Consider the following 15128-nt stretch of genomic DNA (forward strand, 5'->3'; position numbering starts at 1 on the left):
GCAAGGCTGGACACCGGCCGTAACACGCTCGTGGGAAGGAAGACCAAGTGTCCAGCGTCGTCACCGGTCCGCTCGCCATCGTCGGCGCGGCGGGCGCGGCGATCGTCTTCGTCGAGATCGTCCACTGGCTGGTCAAACGGGTCGCGCGCCGTTCGCCGCTCGCCGCCGACCTGGCCCGGACCATGCACAAACCGTTCCTGACCACCGTCACCCTGGTCACCGTGCAGCAGGCCGTCCGGATCTGGGCCGGTGACTTCCCCGGCCGCTCCGGCGTGGTGCACGCTCTGGTGCTGCTCTGCATCGCGGCCGCCGCCTGGCTGGTCGGCGCGACCCTGCTGGTGCTGGAGGACATGGCGCTGGCCCGGTGGCGTACCGACGTGCCGGACAATCTCAAGAGCCGCCGGATCAAGACCCAGGTGGTGATGCTGCGCCGGGTCACGGTGGCCGCCATCGTGGTGCTGACCATCGGCGTCATGCTGATGACGTTCCCCGACATCCGGGCGCTCGGCGCCAGCGTGCTCGCCTCGGCCGGCCTGATCAGTGTGGTCGCCGCCCTGGCCGCGCAGAGCACCCTGGGCAACGTGTTCGCCGGGCTCCAGTTGGCCTTCAGCGACGCCATCCGGGTCGACGACGTGGTCGTGGTGGAGCAGGAGTGGGGCCGGATCGAGGAGATCACCCTGACCTACGTGGTGGTGCAGATCTGGGATGACCGGCGGCTGATCCTGCCCACGTCCTACTTCACCACCAAACCGTTCCAGAACTGGACGCGTACGTCGTCGGCGGTGCTCGGGACGGCTGAGGTCGACGTGGACTGGGCGACCCCGGTCGAGCCGGTGCGGGCCGAGCTTCAACGGGTCTGTGAGGAGTCGGATCTGTGGAACGGAAAGGTCTGCGTGCTCCAGGTGACCGGCGCGACCGATGGGGTGATCCGGCTGCGGGCGCTGGTCAGCGCGAACGACGCGGCCGCCCTGTGGGACCTGCGGTGCCTGGTCCGGGAGCGGCTGGTCGGGTGGATCTGGCAGCACCAGCGGGCCGCCGTGCCGCGGATGCGCGCCGAGCTGGCGAAGGCCGTGCTGCCGACCGGCGTGCCGGCGCCGCAGCGGGGTCCGGACGCCGATTCGGATGCCGAGTCGGACGCCGCCCGGGTGTTCAGCGGCGGAGTCGACGGCGACGCCCGCGGTGTGGTGTTCGGCGGCCCCGTCCCGGTTGCGCTGGAGCGCAAGGATTGAGGGACCTCTGATCAGGGCATACCCCGATCACACGGAAAGGGGGACATGATGGCCGATGTCGTGAACGGCGTTCCCGTCCGGCCGACTGCCGAGAAGTCGACCGCGGAGCTGGTGCAGCAGGCCAGTGAACAGCTCAGCCGCCTGGTCCGGGACGAGATCACACTGGCCAAGGCCGAGTTGGCGGAGAAGGGCAAGCGGGCGGGGATCGGCGCCGGGCTGTTCGGCGGCGCCGGGGCGCTGGGGCTGTACGGCCTGGGTGCGGCGATCGCGACCGTGGTCATCGCCCTGGACCTGGTGATGCCGCTCTGGCTGGCCGCCCTGATCGTCACGGTGGTGCTCTTCGCCGCCGCCGGCGTGCTCGCGCTGCTCGGCAAGGCTCAGCTGAGCCGGGCGACGCCGCCGGAGCCACTGGCCGCGATCGAGAGCGTCAAGGCCGATGTCGACGAAGTGAGATATGCGGTTAAGGGACGAAGTGGAACTCGTGGTCAAGGAGCGTAGCCGGGCATGAGCGACAAGAACGGATCCGCCGCCAAACCCGACCTGGTGGCGCTGCGGGAGGACATCCGGCAGACCCGTGCCGATCTGGGTGAGACGGTGCAGGCGCTGGCCGCGCGGGCGGATGTGAAGGCCCGTGCCAGGGAACAGGTCGAGGAGACCAAACAGCGGGTGCTGATCCGGGCCGCCGAGATGACCGGGCGGGCGCGGGAAGCGGCGACCGGTGCGGCCGTCCGGATCCGCGAGACTCCGCCACGGGAGTTGGCCCATCAGGCCGGGACCCGGGTGCGCGCCAATCCGATGCCGGCCGTGCTGATGGTCGCCGGGATCGCGGCGTTGGCCGGGATCATCCTGATCGTCCGAGGGAGGCGTTGATGGCGGGCAAACTGTCGAAGGTCGCACTGAAGCCGGTCAACGTGGCACTGGGTTTCGCCGCCGGCGCGGCCGCCGGTTTCCTCTTCAAAGAAGTGTGGAAGCTGGTGGCCGGAGAGGACGACGCACCGGATGCCGGCGACCCGGATCGGGGCTGGGGCGAGATCCTCACCGCGGCCGCCTTGCAGGGCGCGATCTTCGCCGTCGTGAAGGCTGCGGTCCACCGTGGCGGCGTGATCACCACTCACAAACTGACCGGCACCTGGCCCGACTAGATCATCTTCTGTATAGACAAGTGTCTTGGCGGCCCCTCGCTTCGTTGCGGACTCGTTCCGCAGAAGTGGGGGGCCTTTTCCATATCGGTCACCCATTATTGGATTCCTTCGAGGGGCAGCTTTACGGCCCGATTTTCGGGTACAGTGTGGCCAGTTTTTGCGTACGTGGTTCGCTAGCTTCCGCTGGACCCGCGGGACGCCGGCCCCACCCCGGGAGGGTCGGCAGGTGTCACGAGGGCCGAGTGGATGGGACGTCCTCTGAAAGGGCCGCCTCGCGGTACCGCTGCTCGAAAACGGTCATCGGCCCCGCGCTGCCGCGGTTGGGCGGGCCGGCATTTTCAGAAGGAGAGTTCAGCATGGCGCAAGGAACCGTGAAGTGGTTCAACGCAGACAAGGGCTTCGGCTTCATCACCGTCGACGGCGGGGGTGCTGACGTGTTCGTCCACTTCTCGGCCATCCAGACGAGCGGCTACCGCACTCTGGAGGAGAACCAGCGGGTGGAGTTCGAGATCGCCCAGGGCCAGAAGGGCCCGCAGGCGGAGCAGGTTCGCCCGCTCTGAGACCTTATCTAAGCCGGTCGTGAGACCGGTTCGCCGACCGCCTGGCGGAGGTCGGCCCGACCGTGGCCCCGCACCCTCATCGAGGTTGCGGGGCCTCTTTCGTGCGGGGCCCGGTCAGCCCTGCCCGCGGGAGCGCCGCCGCATCCCGAGGATGATCAATAGCAGACCGACGACGATCAGCGTGCCGCCGACCGCCGCCCACACCTTCTGCCCACTCATCAGGCTGTCGCCCAGGTAGTCCAGACCCTGAAGCGTCCACACCCCACCGAGAACGACGGCGAGCAGACCCAGGGACATGGTGAGCCAGCCTCTCAACCGCGGCGGCTCGGTTTCATTGTTCACCATTTGTCGTGCACCTGCGGGCGAATCAACTCATCGTAGACCGCAGTGATCATTTCTCGGGTTTCCGGCAAGAGTGGTGCGAGATCGGCGGCGGCCGCGTTCGCACGCGCTTGTTCCGGGTTACGGGCACCCGGGATCACCGCGGTGACACCCGGCTGATCGATGATCCAGCGGAGCGCGAATTGCGCCATCGTCGCGCCGGCCGGCACGAGCGGGCGCAGCCGGCCGACCGCCTCCAGGCCGACCCGGAAATCCACACCGGAGAACGTCTCGCCGACATCGAACGCCTCGCCGTGCCGGTTGTAGTTGCGGTGGTCGTCGGCGCCGAACGTGGTGTTCTCGTCGTAGCGTCCGGAGAGCAGGCCGCTGGCGAGCGGCACCCGGGCGATGACGCCCACCCCGGCCTCGGCGGCGGCGGGCAGCACCCGCTCCAACGGCTTCAGGCGGAACGCGTTGAGGATGATCTGGACGCTCGCGACACCCGGGCGGGCGATGGCGGCCAGCGCCTCCTCGACCGTCTCGACGCTCACCCCGTACGCCGCGATCCGTTTCTCCTCGACCAGCGTGTCGAGAGCGTCGTAGACCTCGTCCGAGCTGAACACCGGGGTGGGCGGGCAGTGCAGCTGAACCAGGTCCAGCGTGTCCACCCCGAGGTTGGCCCGGGAGCGGTCGGTCCAGGCTCGGAAGTTGTCCAGGTGGTAGTTGGCGGCCTCCTGGGGGAGCCGACGGCCCATCTTGGTGAAGACGGTCAGGCCCGCGTGGTCGGCGAGGAAGGAGCCGATGATCTGCTCGCTGCGGCCGTCACCGTACACATCGGCGGTGTCGATGAAGGTGACCCCGGAGTCGACGGCGGCCTGGAGGGTGGCGTGCGCGTCGGCCTCGCTGACCTGACCCCAGTCGGCCCCGAGCTGCCAGGCACCGAGCCCCACGACGCCGACGGTCCGGCCCAGCCTACGGAAGCTTCGTTTTTCCACGTCGTGACCCTACCGCTCGGCTGATAGCGTTAAACAAGACGTACGTACGGTTTAGGAGGTTGTCATGTGGGACCCCGCTGTCTACCGCCGCTTCGGTGCCGAACGCTCCCGCCCGTTCTTCGACCTCGTCGCGCGGATCGGCGCGGAGCGGCCCCGAGCCGTCACCGACCTCGGCTGCGGCCCGGGCGAGCTGACCCGGACCCTCGCCGAGCGCTGGCCCGACGCCCGGATCACCGGGATCGACTCGTCCGCCGACATGATCGAAAAGGCCGCCGCCGACCCCGGCCCGGTCGAGTTCCGCCTCGGTGACATCGCCGACTGGCGGCCGGAGCCGGACGTCGACGTGGTGGTCACCAACGCCGCCCTGCAATGGGTCCCCGACCACCGGGAGATGCTCGCCCGCTGGGCACGCGAGCTGCCGGCCGGAGCCTGGATCGCGATGCAGGTGCCGGGCAACTCCGACAGCCCCGGACACCGCGCCGCGCGGGACCTGTCCCCGATCGAGCTGCGGGCCGACCCGGTCTCCGACGCCGCCGGCTACGCCGAGACCCTGACCGCGGCCGGTGCGACCGTGGACGCCTGGGAGACCACCTACCTGCATCTGCTACCCGCGGACGGGCCCGAACACCCGGTGCTGCGCTGGATGGAGGGCACCGCCCTGCGCCCGGTCCGTGCGGCCCTCGACGACGCCGCCTGGGCGGTCTTCCGGGCCGCGCTGGCCGAGCGGATCATCGCCGACCACCCGGTGCGGCACGGCCTCGTGGCGTTCCCCTTCCGCCGTATCTTCGTGGTGGCATCTATCTAGGGGGAACTCTCTTGACCGACCTGACGTCGTTCATCGCCGGCCTGCCCAAGGCCGAGCTGCACGTCCACCACGTCGGCTCGGCGTCACCGCGCATCGTCGCCGAGCTGGCCGCCCGGCACGAGGGCAGCTCGCCGGTGCCGGCTGACCCGGCGCTGCTCGCCGACTACTTCGAGTTCCGGGACTTCGCGCATTTCATCGAGATCTACCTGAGCGTCGTCGACCTGATCCGCGACGACGAGGACGTCCGGCTGCTCACCTATGAGATCGGGCGGGAGCTGGCCCGGCAGAACGTGCGGTATGCGGAGCTGACCGTCACGCCGTACTCCAGCGTGCGGCGGGGCATCGCGGCCAAGGCGTTCTGCGAGGCGATCGAGGACGCCCGCATCGGAGCCGCCCGCGACTTCGGCGTGGACCTGCGCTGGTGCTTCGACATCCCGGGCGAGGCCGGGCTGCCCGCGGCCGAGGAGACGCTGCGGATCGCCCTCGACGAGCGACCCGACGGTCTGATCAGTTTCGGACTCGGCGGGCCGGAGATCGGCGTTCCGCGGCCGCAGTTCAAGCCGTACTTCGACCAGGCGCGCGCGGCCGGCCTGCACAGCGTCCCGCACGCCGGGGAGACCACCGGTCCGGAGACGATCTGGGACGCCCTGCGCGAGCTCGGCGCCGAGCGGATCGGGCACGGCATCGCCGCCGCCCGGGACGAGCGGCTGATGGCCCACCTCGCCGAGAACGGGATCCCGCTCGAGGTGTGTCCGACGTCCAACCTGCGCACCCGCGCGGTCGCCGACATCGAGGAGCACCCGATCACCACACTCGTGGCGGCCGGGGTCCCGATCAGCGTCAACTCGGACGACCCGCCGATGTTCGGCACCACCCTGGAGCAGGAGTACGCGACCGCGGCCCGCCTGCTGAAGCTGGACACCGCCGGCGTCGCGGATCTCGCCCGCGACGCCGTACGGCACAGCTTCCGCGCACCCGAGGGCAAAGCGGCGCTGCTCGCCGAGATCGACGCCTACACCGCCGCTCAGGGGTAGAGCGGGTCCTGCCAGCAGGCGACCATCGTCAGGGTGCCGATCGTGAGGATCGTCAGCCAGCGCAGCAGTCGTCGCCGGGTGAACCGGGCCGGATTGTCGTCCGGCTCGGTCTCCGGCCTGCTCAGCACATCGGGCATCGCTCTCTTCTCCCGTCAGTCCGGCACAGCAGTCCAGCTCTGGTGCCGCTGCTCGGTGTCCTCCTGCAGTACCAGCACGCGTTGCGTGCCGAAGCGTTGTGCGCCCACCCCGAGCACCAGATCACCGCCGGCGGCGCGGAGCGTGAAACCGTAGGCCGAGGCGCGCAGCGTCCAGCGCGCGCCCGTCCCGGCCTGGCAGTCGCCCTGCACCAGCGGCGCCCCGGCGACCACGGCGCCGCCGAGGGGGATGACGCACCTGTTGCTGGCCTTGGAGACCAGCGAGTAGGTGTTGTTACCGGCCGGCACCAGCTGCCACTGCTGCTGGGTGCCGCCCTCGTCGCTGCCGAGGGTGATCGGGGTGCCGTCGGTGGCCCGGGCCGCGTACAGGTCGGCCGCGCCGCCGGTGAGCGAGTTGGTCAGCACGAACCACGAGTTCTGCACCGGGCTGGCGGCCGGGGCTGTCGCCGCGGTGCCCTTGGCCAGGTAGCCGAGCTTGCGGTTACGGATCTCGACCAGGTATTTCGCATCCGGTTTGAGGCCGATCAGGCGGGCCCGGGTGGCGCGGGTGGTGGCCACCGGCTCGCCGTCGACGAGGACCTCGTAGTCGGCGTTGTTCGAGCCGGCGCTCCAGATCAGCCGGACCGAGCCGCTCGTCGCCTCGCGGATCTCCAGCACCGCCTGCACCCCGTCGTTGGTGACGCCGGGCGGCGCACCGACGCCGTCGCCGTCCCCGTCGCCGGTGCCGGCCGGGGGCGTGGCGGTCGGGCGATGCTGCGCGACGGGGGTCACCGCGATCTGCGGGACCGGTGCCGAGGCGCCCGGGTCCGGGAGGACCGGGACGGTCGCCGAGACGCTCGGGCTCGGCGAGCCGGCGCTGGCGCCCGGAGTGGGCACGCCGGCCGAGGGGCCTGCGACCGACGGGCTCGCCGACGGCCGCGGGTCGGGCGCGTTCTCGTCCGGCACGGTGGCGCCGGGTACGTCCGGGATGTCGTCGCCACCGTCGCTGCGCAGCAGGAACTCACTGAGCGCGACGTTCCAATGGTCGGCCAGGTAGCTGCCCGGCTCCGGGTTGGTGCTGAAGTAGTCGTCGTGCCCGCAGTCGAGGCGGTTGTCGTTCTTCTTCGGGCACACGTTCTTCACCGGCTTGCCGGTCCGGTCCCGCCCGCACAGCAGGTCGTACTCGTCGAGGCAGCTGCCCGCGCCGGTCGCGTTCGGCGAGTCGGTCAGCACCGCGCCGAGGGCGTGGGTCAGCTGGTGGGCGGCCATCGCGGCGCTCCAGCAGCCGGAGTCGACCCGGGAGTACGACGGGCCGCCGTTGTTGCGGTTGCCGCGGCCGGGGCGGGTGTCGTTGACGTACGTGGAGATGCCGCAGTAGAGGTTCGTGTCGGCGAACATCAGGTACTTGCGGTCGGTCCGGTTGTAGCCGAGGCCGCGCAGCGCGTCGATGGTCGAGGCGAACGAGCGCAGCGACCCGTCCGGCAGCTGCACCTCGGCCACGTCGGGGCGGCACTCCGGCGTCGTCACGTACCGGATGTGGCGGGAGCCCCCGGTCTCGCCGGCGCTCGCGTCGTAGATCGCGTCGACCCCGGCCGCCCAGGTACGGAACGAGTTGAGGAACTTGCCGTATCGGCTGGCCGACGCCGACTCGTGCAGGTAGAGCAACTGCACCCGCTTGCCGGTACGGCCGTCGCCGGCGCAGGCCACGTCGTCCGGGCCGAGGATGAAGTCGGCCTGACCGGGCGCGGCGTCCGGGATCAGGGCCGGGGCGTCCGCGGTGATCGCGCTGCCACCCTCGTCGCGGGCGATCTCGGCGTCGCCGGGCACTCCACCGGTCTCCCGGCGAACGACCGTCACCTCGTCACTGCCCGCTGTCACCGGAGCGACGGCGCGGCGGACCGAGAGGCCGTCCGGCGCCGGGTCGGGGCCGTGCGTGCAGGTCTCCTCGAACACCAGGTACGCCCCGGCGCAGACCGAACCGGACGCCGCCAGTTTCAGACCGCTGTAGACGAGCCCCTGCTCAGGGGCATCGGTCGGCAGGGCGGTGAGCGAGTAGTCGTCCTCCGGCGGACCGTAGTTGATCACGCTGGGCCCGACCACGCCGCCGACGCCGAGCAGCGCCAGGCCGAGGGCTACCGGAAGGAGCCGGAAAGTAGCGGAGCGTGGCGGTGGGGTGGTCGGGGATCCCGCCGCGCGGCGCCGTCCAGACGGCGACCCGCGGAACGTCGGCCGGCGATGCGCGGACACGGCGTCTCCTTGTCGAGCGGGTTGGCGGTGGGAGGGGTCCATGGGGTGACCGCCTCCCACCGCGCGCTGGCTTCGTGGATCGCGGCGATGGGGACGCGCTGCGGGTTGCGATCCGGGAAGCCGGATGGGATCGAACGGAACACTGCCAGCCCGTGCCGCGAAGGGGAACCTTCTTAAAGCAGATATAAGCAAGCGCTGTGTCTTCCGGGGGACACGGTCCTCTGCGGGGTCGCGGCGATGGAAGCCCTTGCTCATTCCCGTCCTCGTTGCCAGCGTCGTCGTCCCGGGTCACGGTCGCGTGCCGGCCGGCCCCGCCCGACCAGGCCGAACCGGCTCGGTTGTTTCGGGGTGGCGTCCGCGTCGGCCAGCAGCATCACGATGCTCGCCCCACCCATCACGGCCCGGTCCAGACTGACCGAACCGCCGGTAGCCTGAGCCACCCGGCGCGCGATGTCCAGTCCCAGTCCGGTCGAGCCCTGCTGGCTCTGGCCGCGGCGCAGCGCCCTCTCCGGGTCGGGGATGCCCGGACCCGCGTCGTCGATGCGCAGCGCCACCCAGCCGTCCCGGCGGGAGAGCGCCACCTCGAAGGCGGTGCCCTGCGGGGTGTAGCGGAACACGTTGCCCAGTACCGCGTCCAGCGCGGCGGCCAGCTCGGCGCGAGCCACCGGCACCGGGATGCGCAGGTGCGCGCCGACCACCCGGTACTGCCGGTCCTGGTCGGAGGCGAGCGCCGACCAGAACATCATCCGTTCCCGGACCACCTCGCTGGCGTCGCAGAGCCCGTCCTCCGGCTCGGCGGCGACCCGGTCCGCGACCGCCTGCCGGGTGGTGGTGATCAGATGATTGACCTCGTCCTCCAGGGTGGTGATCGCGGTCCGGATGCGCCGGATGCCACGACGGCGGTCCACCTCGTCGGCGGTGAGGTCGATGATCTGGGTGTCGTCCGGGTCGAGCGCCTCGGCGTCCAGCCGCAGCGCGGTCAACGGGGTCCGCAGCCGGTGCGACAGGTCGGCGACCAGCTCCCGCTCGTCGGTCCGGGAGGTCACCAGGCGGTCGGCCATCCGGTTGAAGGCGTAACCGGCCTCGGTCAGCTCCCGTGGCCCGGACGGCGTGACCCGGGCCTCCAGATCACCGTCGCCCACCGCGAGTGCCGCGTCGACCAGCTCGCGGGCCGAGTTGACCGCGCCCCGGGCCAGTCGGTCCACCACCACGACGGCCCCGCCGACCAGCACCACGGCCAGTCCGAGCAGCAGCCACCAGTCCCGGGCGGTGTTGTGGTCGAGCTCGGCGTCCGGCACGAACGCCTCGACCACCAGGGTCTTCCCGCCGGCGGTGACCGGATGGAGGCGCACCACGCCCCCGTCGACGGACTCGATCGTCGGCTCCGGCGCGACCGCGGCCCGGTCGATCAGCCCGGCGTCGGCCCGACCACCGGCGGCGGCGGACAGGCCCGGGGTGTGCACCACCGGGGAGCCGCCGGCGGCCGTGACGGCGGCGGCGACACCCTTCTCACCGGCGCCGGCCGTGATGGCCCCGGCCACCGTGGAGGTGCGTTGCGCGGCCTCGGCCAGGGCGGCCTCGCGGTGGTCGGTGCGCAGCTCCCAGCCGAGCGGGACCAGGAAGACCAGTGCGGCGACGGCGGTCGTGGCGGCGGTGGTGTACGCCAGCCGCAACCTCAGTCCGGCGCCACCAACCGGAATCCGACCCCCCGCACGGTGCGCAGGTAGCGGGGCTTCGCCGCGGACTCGCCCAGTTTCCGGCGAAGCCAGTACAAATGCACGTCGATGGTCTGGTCCTCGCCGACCGATGGCTGTCGCCATACCTCCTCCAACAGCTCACGACGGGAAACCACTCGGCCCGGACGGGCGGCGAGGTAGGCCAGCAGGTCGAACTCCTTGCGGGTCAGCGCCAGCGGCTGATCGCCGAGGGTGGCGCTGCGCTCGCCGACGTCGACCCGGAGCTCGCCCACCTCGTGGACGGCCGGTTGCGCGGCGCGGCTGGCCCGGCCGACACGGCGCAGCACGGTGGCTATTCGAGCGTCCAGATGGGCGCCGGTGAACGGCTTCACCATGTAGTCGTCGGCACCGGCCCGCAGCAGCCGGACGACGGTCTGCTCGTCGTCGCGCGCGGTGGCGATGATGATCGGCACGTCGGTGATGCCACGGAGCATCCGTAGTGCGTCCGACCCGTCCAGGTCGGGTAGCCCGAGGTCGAGAACGACCAGGTCAGGCGTCTCCGCGGCGACCCGCCGGAGTGCCTCCAGAGCGGTGCCGACGGCGTGCACGGCGTGCCCCCGGTCGGCTAGCGAACGGAGCATGGCGCCGCGCACGACATGGTCGTCTTCGACGAGCAACACCGTGGCCATGCGAAGACCGTAGCGTCCCGGACGGGGAGAACCTAAAGGGTGATCGAACGAGAGTCTTTGATGACGCTCAGTGATGGAATACGATCCGAAGTACCGATGTCATTCATACTTTTCCCCGGTACCCGTCTCGCCCTCGCCCAGGACAGCCTCGCCGGCCTCAGCGTCGGTGACGCCCTCGGAGCGCAGTATTTCGTGCCCGGTAACAGGCCCGCCGACCTCCTCGACGCCCGTGTCCCGGAACCGCCCTGGGAGTGGACGGACGACACCGAACAGGCCTGTTGCCTGGTGGCGACCCTGGCCGAGGGCGACTTCGACCGGGACGGTTTCGCCTCGCTGCTGGCCGACCGGTTCGAGCCCTACCGCGGTTACGGCCCGGGCGCGGTCGTCATGCTCCGTGAGATCCGGGAGGGGCTGCCCTGGCCGATCGCCGCCGCGGCGGCGTTCAACGGCCAGGGTTCCTGCGGGAACGGCGCGGCGATGCGGGCCGCGCCGCTGGGCGCCTGGCATGCGGATTCGCTGGCCCATGCGGCGATTCAGGGGGTACGGGCAGCCGAGGTCACCCATGCGCACCCGGAGGGGATCGCCGGTGGCGTGGCCGTGTCGGTGGCCGCCGCGTTCGCCGCCGCCGCCCGTCTCAACGGCCACCGCCCCGACCGTGGCCGGCTGCTGCGGGCCACCGCCGGGCACACCCCGGCCGGCGCGGTCCACGACGGCCTGACCGAGGCGGCCGGGTTGGGCCGGGCCGACGTGGCCGAGGCCGCCGAGCGGCTCGGTTCCGGCGGCCAGGCGACGGCGATGGACACGGTGCCGTTCGCGCTCTGGGTGGCCGACCGGTTCCTCGACGACTACCCGGCCGCGGTGGCGGCCTGTGTGGTCGCCGGTGGCGACGTGGACACCACGGCGGCGATCGCCGGGGGAGTGGTGGCGGCCCACACCGGCCGGGACGGCATTCCCGGGGCGTGGCTGTCGGCACGCGAGGAACTGCCCGGCTGGTTCGCGGTCGCCGGTGGCGACTGAGCTGTAGCGACTTGTAGCGCGCCGCCGGAAGACCGCCCAAACCCGGCCGATAGCATCGGTGGGCCGGCCCGGAGAGCGACCGGCTGTTTACTACGAAGGAGACCCATCGTGTCTGCACCCCGTACACCCGTCGTGGCCGACCCACTAGTCGTCCCGGCCGGGACTACGGCGGCCGACGCGGTGGCCGCCGCCGGGCTCCCCGCCCACGGGCCGAAGGCGGTCGTCGTGGTCCGTGAGGCCGACGGCCGGCTGCGCGACCTGGCCTGGGCGCCGGCCGCCGACACCGAGGTGACCCCGGTCGCGATCGACACCCCGGACGGGCTGGACGTGCTGCGCCACTCCACCGCGCACGTGCTGGCCCAGGCCGTGCAGGACGTGTTCCCGGAGGCGAGGCTGGGCATCGGCCCGCCGATCCGGGACGGTTTCTACTACGACTTCGACGTGGAGAAGCCGTTCCAGCCGGACGACCTGGCGAAGCTCGAGAAGCGGATGCAGGAGATCGTCAAGGCCGGGCAGACCTTCCACCGCCGGGAGTACGGGACGCTCGACGAGGCCAAGGCCGAGCTGGCGGCCGAGCCGTTCAAGCTCGAGCTGGTCGACATCAAGGGCGATGTGGACGAGGAGGCCGCCGCCGTCGGTGCCGGCGAGCTCACCCACTACGACAATCTGGACAAGGACGGCAAGCGGGTCTGGGGCGACCTGTGTCGCGGTCCGCACCTGCCGTCGACCCGGCTCATCCCGGCGTTCAAGCTGATGCGCTCGGCCGCCGCGTACTGGCGGGGCAGTGAGAAGAACCCGCAGCTGCAGCGGATCTACGGGACGGCGTGGCCGTCGCGGGACGAGCTCAAGGCGTACCTCACCCGTCTTGCCGAGGCCGAGCGCCGGGACCACCGTAAGTTGGGCACCGAGCTGGACCTCTTCTCCTTCCCCGATGAAATCGGGTCGGGTCTGGTGGTCTTCCACCCGAAGGGTGGCGTGATCAAGCGCGAGATGGAGGACTACGTCCGCGCCCGCCACATCGAGGAGGGCTTCCAGTACGTCGGCAGTCCACACATCACCAAGGAGGGCCTGTTCCACACCTCGGGCCATCTGCCGTACTACAAGGACACGATGTTCCCCCCGATGGAGCTGGAGGGGGCGAACTACTACCTCAAGGCGATGAACTGCCCGATGCACAACCTGATCTTCAGGTCGCGTGGGCGGTCCTACCGTGAGCTGCCGATGCGCCTGTTCGAGTTCGGCACGGTGTATCGCTACGAGAAGTCCGGCGTGGTGCACGGCCTGACCCGGGTCCGCGGCCTGACCCAGGACGACTCGCACTCGTACGTGACCGCCGAGCAGGCCCCGGGCGAGATCAAGCACCTGCTGAACTTCGTGCGGTCGCTGCTCGACGACTTCGGCCTGGACGACTACTACCTGGAGCTGTCGACCCGCGACCCGGACAGCTCGAAGTTCATCGGCACCGACGAGCAGTGGGAGAAGGCCACCCGCGTGCTGGAGGACGTGGCCAAGGAGTCCGGTCTCGAGCTGGTGCTCGATCCCGGTGGCGCCGCCTTCTACGGCCCGAAGATCAGCGTGCAGGCGAAGGACGCGATCGGGCGTACGTGGCAGATGTCGACCATCCAGTACGACTTCAACCAGCCCGCCGGGTTCGGTCTGGAGTATCAGGCGGCCGACGGCACCCGCCAGGAACCGGTGATGATCCACTCGGCGAAGTTCGGCTCGATCGAGCGGTTCTTCGGTGTGCTGGTCGAGCACTACGCGGGCGCGTTCCCGGCCTGGCTGGCGCCGGTGCAGGTGGTCGGCATCCCGATCCGCGACGACCACGCCGACTACCTGGCCGAGTTCGTGGCCAAGCTGAAGAAGGCGGGCATCCGGGCCGAGGTGGACTACTCCACCGACCGCATGCAGAAGAAGATCCGCACCGCGCAGCAGCAGAAGATCCCGTTCATGGCGATCGCCGGTGATGACGACGTCAGCGGCGGTACGGTGTCGTTCCGCTACCGGGACGGCTCGCAGCGCAACGGTGTCTCGATCGACGAGGCGGTCGCCCACGTGGTCGAGGTGGTCCGCTCCCGTACCAACATCGGGCCCTCCGCCGCCTGATCTTCGCCGCGGCCGGTTTCCCGCCATGGGGAACCGGCCGCGTGCGCATAGGATGCGAACGTGAGTGAGCGGACGGGCGATCCGGATGGGCTGGAGCGGCTCTGGACGCCGTACCGGTTGGCTTACGTTCAGGGCGAGGACCGGCCCGAGGGTGGGTATGAGAGGCCGGCCGGCTGCCCGTTCTGTCTGGCCCCCGCGCTGCCCGAGGCGCAGTCGCTGGTGGTGGCCCGGGGCGCGCTGGTGTTCGCGTTGCTCAACCTCTACCCGTACAACCCGGGGCATCTGATGGTCTGCCCGTACCGGCACGTCGCCGACTACACCGACCTGACCGAGGCGGAGACCGTCGAGGTGGCCGCCTTCACCCGGACCGCGATGCGGGTGATGCGCACGGTCAGCAGCCCGCACGGTTTCAACCTGGGGATGAACCAGGGCGCCATCGCGGGCGCCGGTATCGCCGCCCACCTGCACCAGCACATCGTGCCGAGGTGGGGTGGTGACGCCAATTTCATGCCGGTGATCGGTATGACCAAGGTGCTGCCACAGTTACTCGCCGACACCCGCGACCTGCTGACCAAGGCCTGGCCCGCCGCCTAGGGCCCGGATCCCGGTGACGATCTGCTCCGCGGACGGGGCGGTCGCCGGGTCGGTCAGCCACTGGGTGAGCACCCCGGACATCAGGGCCATCTGCACCGCGCCCAGGGAGGCGACCGTCTCGGCGTCGAGCTGATCCTCCGGGATCCCGGTGAGCAGCGCCGCCATGCCGGATCGTCCGGCCCGCATGCCACCGGCCAGTTGCTCGCGCAGCGCCGGGTTGTGCTCGGCCTGGAGCATCGCCTCGATGCTGGCCAGCCAGAGCGGCCGGTCGGCCTGGATCGAGCGGATCACCCGCCGCCAGAACCGCAGCATCGGATCACCCGTGTCGTCGTCGGGCTCGCCGAGCGCCCGGCCCAGCGCGTCACCCCACTCCTCGATCGCGCTGAGCATCGCGGCTGTCATCAGGGCCTCGGTGGAGCCGTAGTGGTAGCCGATCGAGCCGAGGTTGGTGCCGGACAGCGCCACGATGTCGCGCGCCGTGGTCCGGGCATACCCCTTCTCCAGCAGCGCCTTCTTGGCGCCTCGCAGCAGCTCCTCGCGGTGACCCATGCCGGTGATCCTAACTTCTATACAAACGTA

17 protein-coding genes are annotated in these 15128 nt (G+C 70.8%); 10 read left to right on the top strand and 7 right to left on the bottom strand.

The features are described 5' to 3' along the window. Nucleotides 1-47: 47 nt before the first annotated feature. The 5 genes from Q0Z83_RS53040 (at nt 48) to Q0Z83_RS53060 (ending at nt 2931) form a co-directional block, all read left to right on the top strand. Nucleotides 48-1229: a mechanosensitive ion channel family protein gene (locus Q0Z83_RS53040; RefSeq protein WP_317791172.1), complete on the top strand. Its 1182-nt coding sequence runs from the start codon at nt 48-50 to the stop codon at nt 1227-1229. 48 nt (nt 1230-1277) lie between these two features. Beyond that, nucleotides 1278-1727: a phage holin family protein gene (locus tag Q0Z83_RS53045; RefSeq protein WP_317791173.1), complete on the top strand. Its 450-nt coding sequence runs from the start codon at nt 1278-1280 to the stop codon at nt 1725-1727. 6 nt (nt 1728-1733) lie between these two features. Further along, on the top strand, nt 1734-2099 hold the full coding sequence (locus Q0Z83_RS53050; protein WP_317791174.1) for a DUF3618 domain-containing protein: 366 nt from the start codon (nt 1734-1736) through the stop codon (nt 2097-2099). After that, nucleotides 2099-2371, top strand: a complete 273-nt coding sequence (locus Q0Z83_RS53055; protein WP_317791175.1) for a DUF4235 domain-containing protein — start codon at nt 2099-2101, stop codon at nt 2369-2371. The genes Q0Z83_RS53050 and Q0Z83_RS53055 overlap by 1 nt, the downstream gene beginning before the upstream one ends. Before the next feature lie 356 nt (nt 2372-2727). After that, complete coding sequence (locus tag Q0Z83_RS53060) at nt 2728-2931, top strand: cold-shock protein (protein WP_011905669.1); 204 nt, start codon at nt 2728-2730, stop codon at nt 2929-2931. 114 nt (nt 2932-3045) lie between these two features. Here Q0Z83_RS53060 and Q0Z83_RS53065 read toward each other — a convergent pair whose 3' ends face one another. Further along, nucleotides 3046-3276 (bottom strand): hypothetical protein, encoded by a 231-nt coding sequence (locus tag Q0Z83_RS53065; RefSeq protein ID WP_317791176.1) that lies wholly within the window; start codon nt 3274-3276, stop codon nt 3046-3048. Continuing rightward, nucleotides 3270-4247 (bottom strand): aldo/keto reductase, encoded by a 978-nt coding sequence (locus Q0Z83_RS53070; RefSeq protein ID WP_317791177.1) that lies wholly within the window; start codon nt 4245-4247, stop codon nt 3270-3272. Before Q0Z83_RS53070 ends, Q0Z83_RS53065 begins: the two co-directional genes overlap by 7 nt. A gap of 64 nt (nt 4248-4311) precedes the next feature. On the opposite strand from Q0Z83_RS53070, the gene Q0Z83_RS53075 reads away from it, so the two are divergent. Together Q0Z83_RS53075 and Q0Z83_RS53080 are read left to right on the top strand one after the other, a co-directional pair. Next, nucleotides 4312-5052, top strand: coding sequence for a methyltransferase domain-containing protein (locus Q0Z83_RS53075; protein ID WP_317791178.1), 741 nt, complete (start codon nt 4312-4314; stop codon nt 5050-5052). 11 nt (nt 5053-5063) lie between these two features. Continuing rightward, nucleotides 5064-6086, top strand: coding sequence for an adenosine deaminase (locus tag Q0Z83_RS53080; protein ID WP_317791179.1), 1023 nt, complete (start codon nt 5064-5066; stop codon nt 6084-6086). On the opposite strand, the gene Q0Z83_RS53085 is transcribed toward Q0Z83_RS53080, so the two are convergent. The 4 genes from Q0Z83_RS53085 to Q0Z83_RS53100 form a co-directional block, all read right to left on the bottom strand. Beyond that, a complete protein-coding gene (locus Q0Z83_RS53085) occupies nt 6077-6223 on the bottom strand; it encodes a hypothetical protein (RefSeq protein WP_177319708.1) in 147 nt (48 codons plus the stop codon). The two genes, Q0Z83_RS53080 and Q0Z83_RS53085, sit on opposite strands and share 10 nt — an antisense overlap. A gap of 15 nt (nt 6224-6238) precedes the next feature. Further along, the gene (locus Q0Z83_RS53090; RefSeq protein WP_317791180.1) at nt 6239-8467 is read right to left on the bottom strand and encodes an RICIN domain-containing protein; all 2229 of its coding nucleotides are present in this window, start codon (nt 8465-8467) and stop codon (nt 6239-6241) included. Between the two features lie 251 nt (nt 8468-8718). Next, the gene (locus tag Q0Z83_RS53095; protein WP_317791181.1) at nt 8719-10140 is read right to left on the bottom strand and encodes a HAMP domain-containing sensor histidine kinase; all 1422 of its coding nucleotides are present in this window, start codon (nt 10138-10140) and stop codon (nt 8719-8721) included. 2 nt (nt 10141-10142) lie between these two features. After that, nucleotides 10143-10832 (bottom strand): response regulator transcription factor, encoded by a 690-nt coding sequence (locus Q0Z83_RS53100; RefSeq protein ID WP_043525920.1) that lies wholly within the window; start codon nt 10830-10832, stop codon nt 10143-10145. Between the two features lie 96 nt (nt 10833-10928). On the opposite strand from Q0Z83_RS53100, the gene Q0Z83_RS53105 reads away from it, so the two are divergent. The 3 genes from Q0Z83_RS53105 (at nt 10929) to Q0Z83_RS53115 (ending at nt 14549) form a co-directional block, all read left to right on the top strand. Then, entirely contained in the window at nt 10929-11849 is a 921-nt protein-coding gene (locus Q0Z83_RS53105; protein ID WP_317791182.1) for an ADP-ribosylglycohydrolase family protein, read from the top strand. Nucleotides 11850-11957: 108 nt separating this feature from the next. Beyond that, complete coding sequence (thrS, locus tag Q0Z83_RS53110) at nt 11958-13955, top strand: threonine--tRNA ligase (protein ID WP_317791183.1); 1998 nt, start codon at nt 11958-11960, stop codon at nt 13953-13955. Nucleotides 13956-14015: 60 nt separating this feature from the next. Further along, entirely contained in the window at nt 14016-14549 is a 534-nt protein-coding gene (locus Q0Z83_RS53115; RefSeq protein WP_317791184.1) for an HIT family protein, read from the top strand. Here the strand turns inward: Q0Z83_RS53115 and Q0Z83_RS53120 are convergent. Continuing rightward, nucleotides 14499-15098: a TetR/AcrR family transcriptional regulator gene (locus tag Q0Z83_RS53120; RefSeq protein WP_317791185.1), complete on the bottom strand. Its 600-nt coding sequence runs from the start codon at nt 15096-15098 to the stop codon at nt 14499-14501. The two genes, Q0Z83_RS53115 and Q0Z83_RS53120, sit on opposite strands and share 51 nt — an antisense overlap. Nucleotides 15099-15128: the final 30 nt, after the last annotated feature.

This window comes from Actinoplanes sichuanensis, assembly GCF_033097365.1.
GTDB lineage: Bacteria > Actinomycetota > Actinomycetes > Mycobacteriales > Micromonosporaceae > Actinoplanes > Actinoplanes sichuanensis.

Excerpts from the sequence above, each read along its gene's own strand:
- Q0Z83_RS53045 (WP_317791173.1), top strand. The coding sequence starts at position 1,278 with ATGGCCGATGTCGTGAACGGCGTTCCCGTCCGGCCGACTGCCGAGAAG.
- Q0Z83_RS53050 (WP_317791174.1), top strand. The coding sequence starts at position 1,734 with ATGAGCGACAAGAACGGATCCGCCGCCAAACCCGACCTGGTGGCGCTG.
- Q0Z83_RS53055 (WP_317791175.1), top strand. The coding sequence starts at position 2,099 with ATGGCGGGCAAACTGTCGAAGGTCGCACTGAAGCCGGTCAACGTGGCA.
- Q0Z83_RS53060 (WP_011905669.1), top strand. The coding sequence starts at position 2,728 with ATGGCGCAAGGAACCGTGAAGTGGTTCAACGCAGACAAGGGCTTCGGC.
- Q0Z83_RS53065 (WP_317791176.1), bottom strand. The coding sequence starts at position 3,276 with ATGGTGAACAATGAAACCGAGCCGCCGCGGTTGAGAGGCTGGCTCACC.
- Q0Z83_RS53075 (WP_317791178.1), top strand. The coding sequence starts at position 4,312 with ATGTGGGACCCCGCTGTCTACCGCCGCTTCGGTGCCGAACGCTCCCGC.
- Q0Z83_RS53085 (WP_177319708.1), bottom strand. The coding sequence starts at position 6,223 with ATGCCCGATGTGCTGAGCAGGCCGGAGACCGAGCCGGACGACAATCCG.
- Q0Z83_RS53100 (WP_043525920.1), bottom strand. The coding sequence starts at position 10,832 with ATGGCCACGGTGTTGCTCGTCGAAGACGACCATGTCGTGCGCGGCGCC.
- Q0Z83_RS53105 (WP_317791182.1), top strand. The coding sequence starts at position 10,929 with ATGTCATTCATACTTTTCCCCGGTACCCGTCTCGCCCTCGCCCAGGAC.
- Q0Z83_RS53120 (WP_317791185.1), bottom strand. The coding sequence starts at position 15,098 with ATGGGTCACCGCGAGGAGCTGCTGCGAGGCGCCAAGAAGGCGCTGCTG.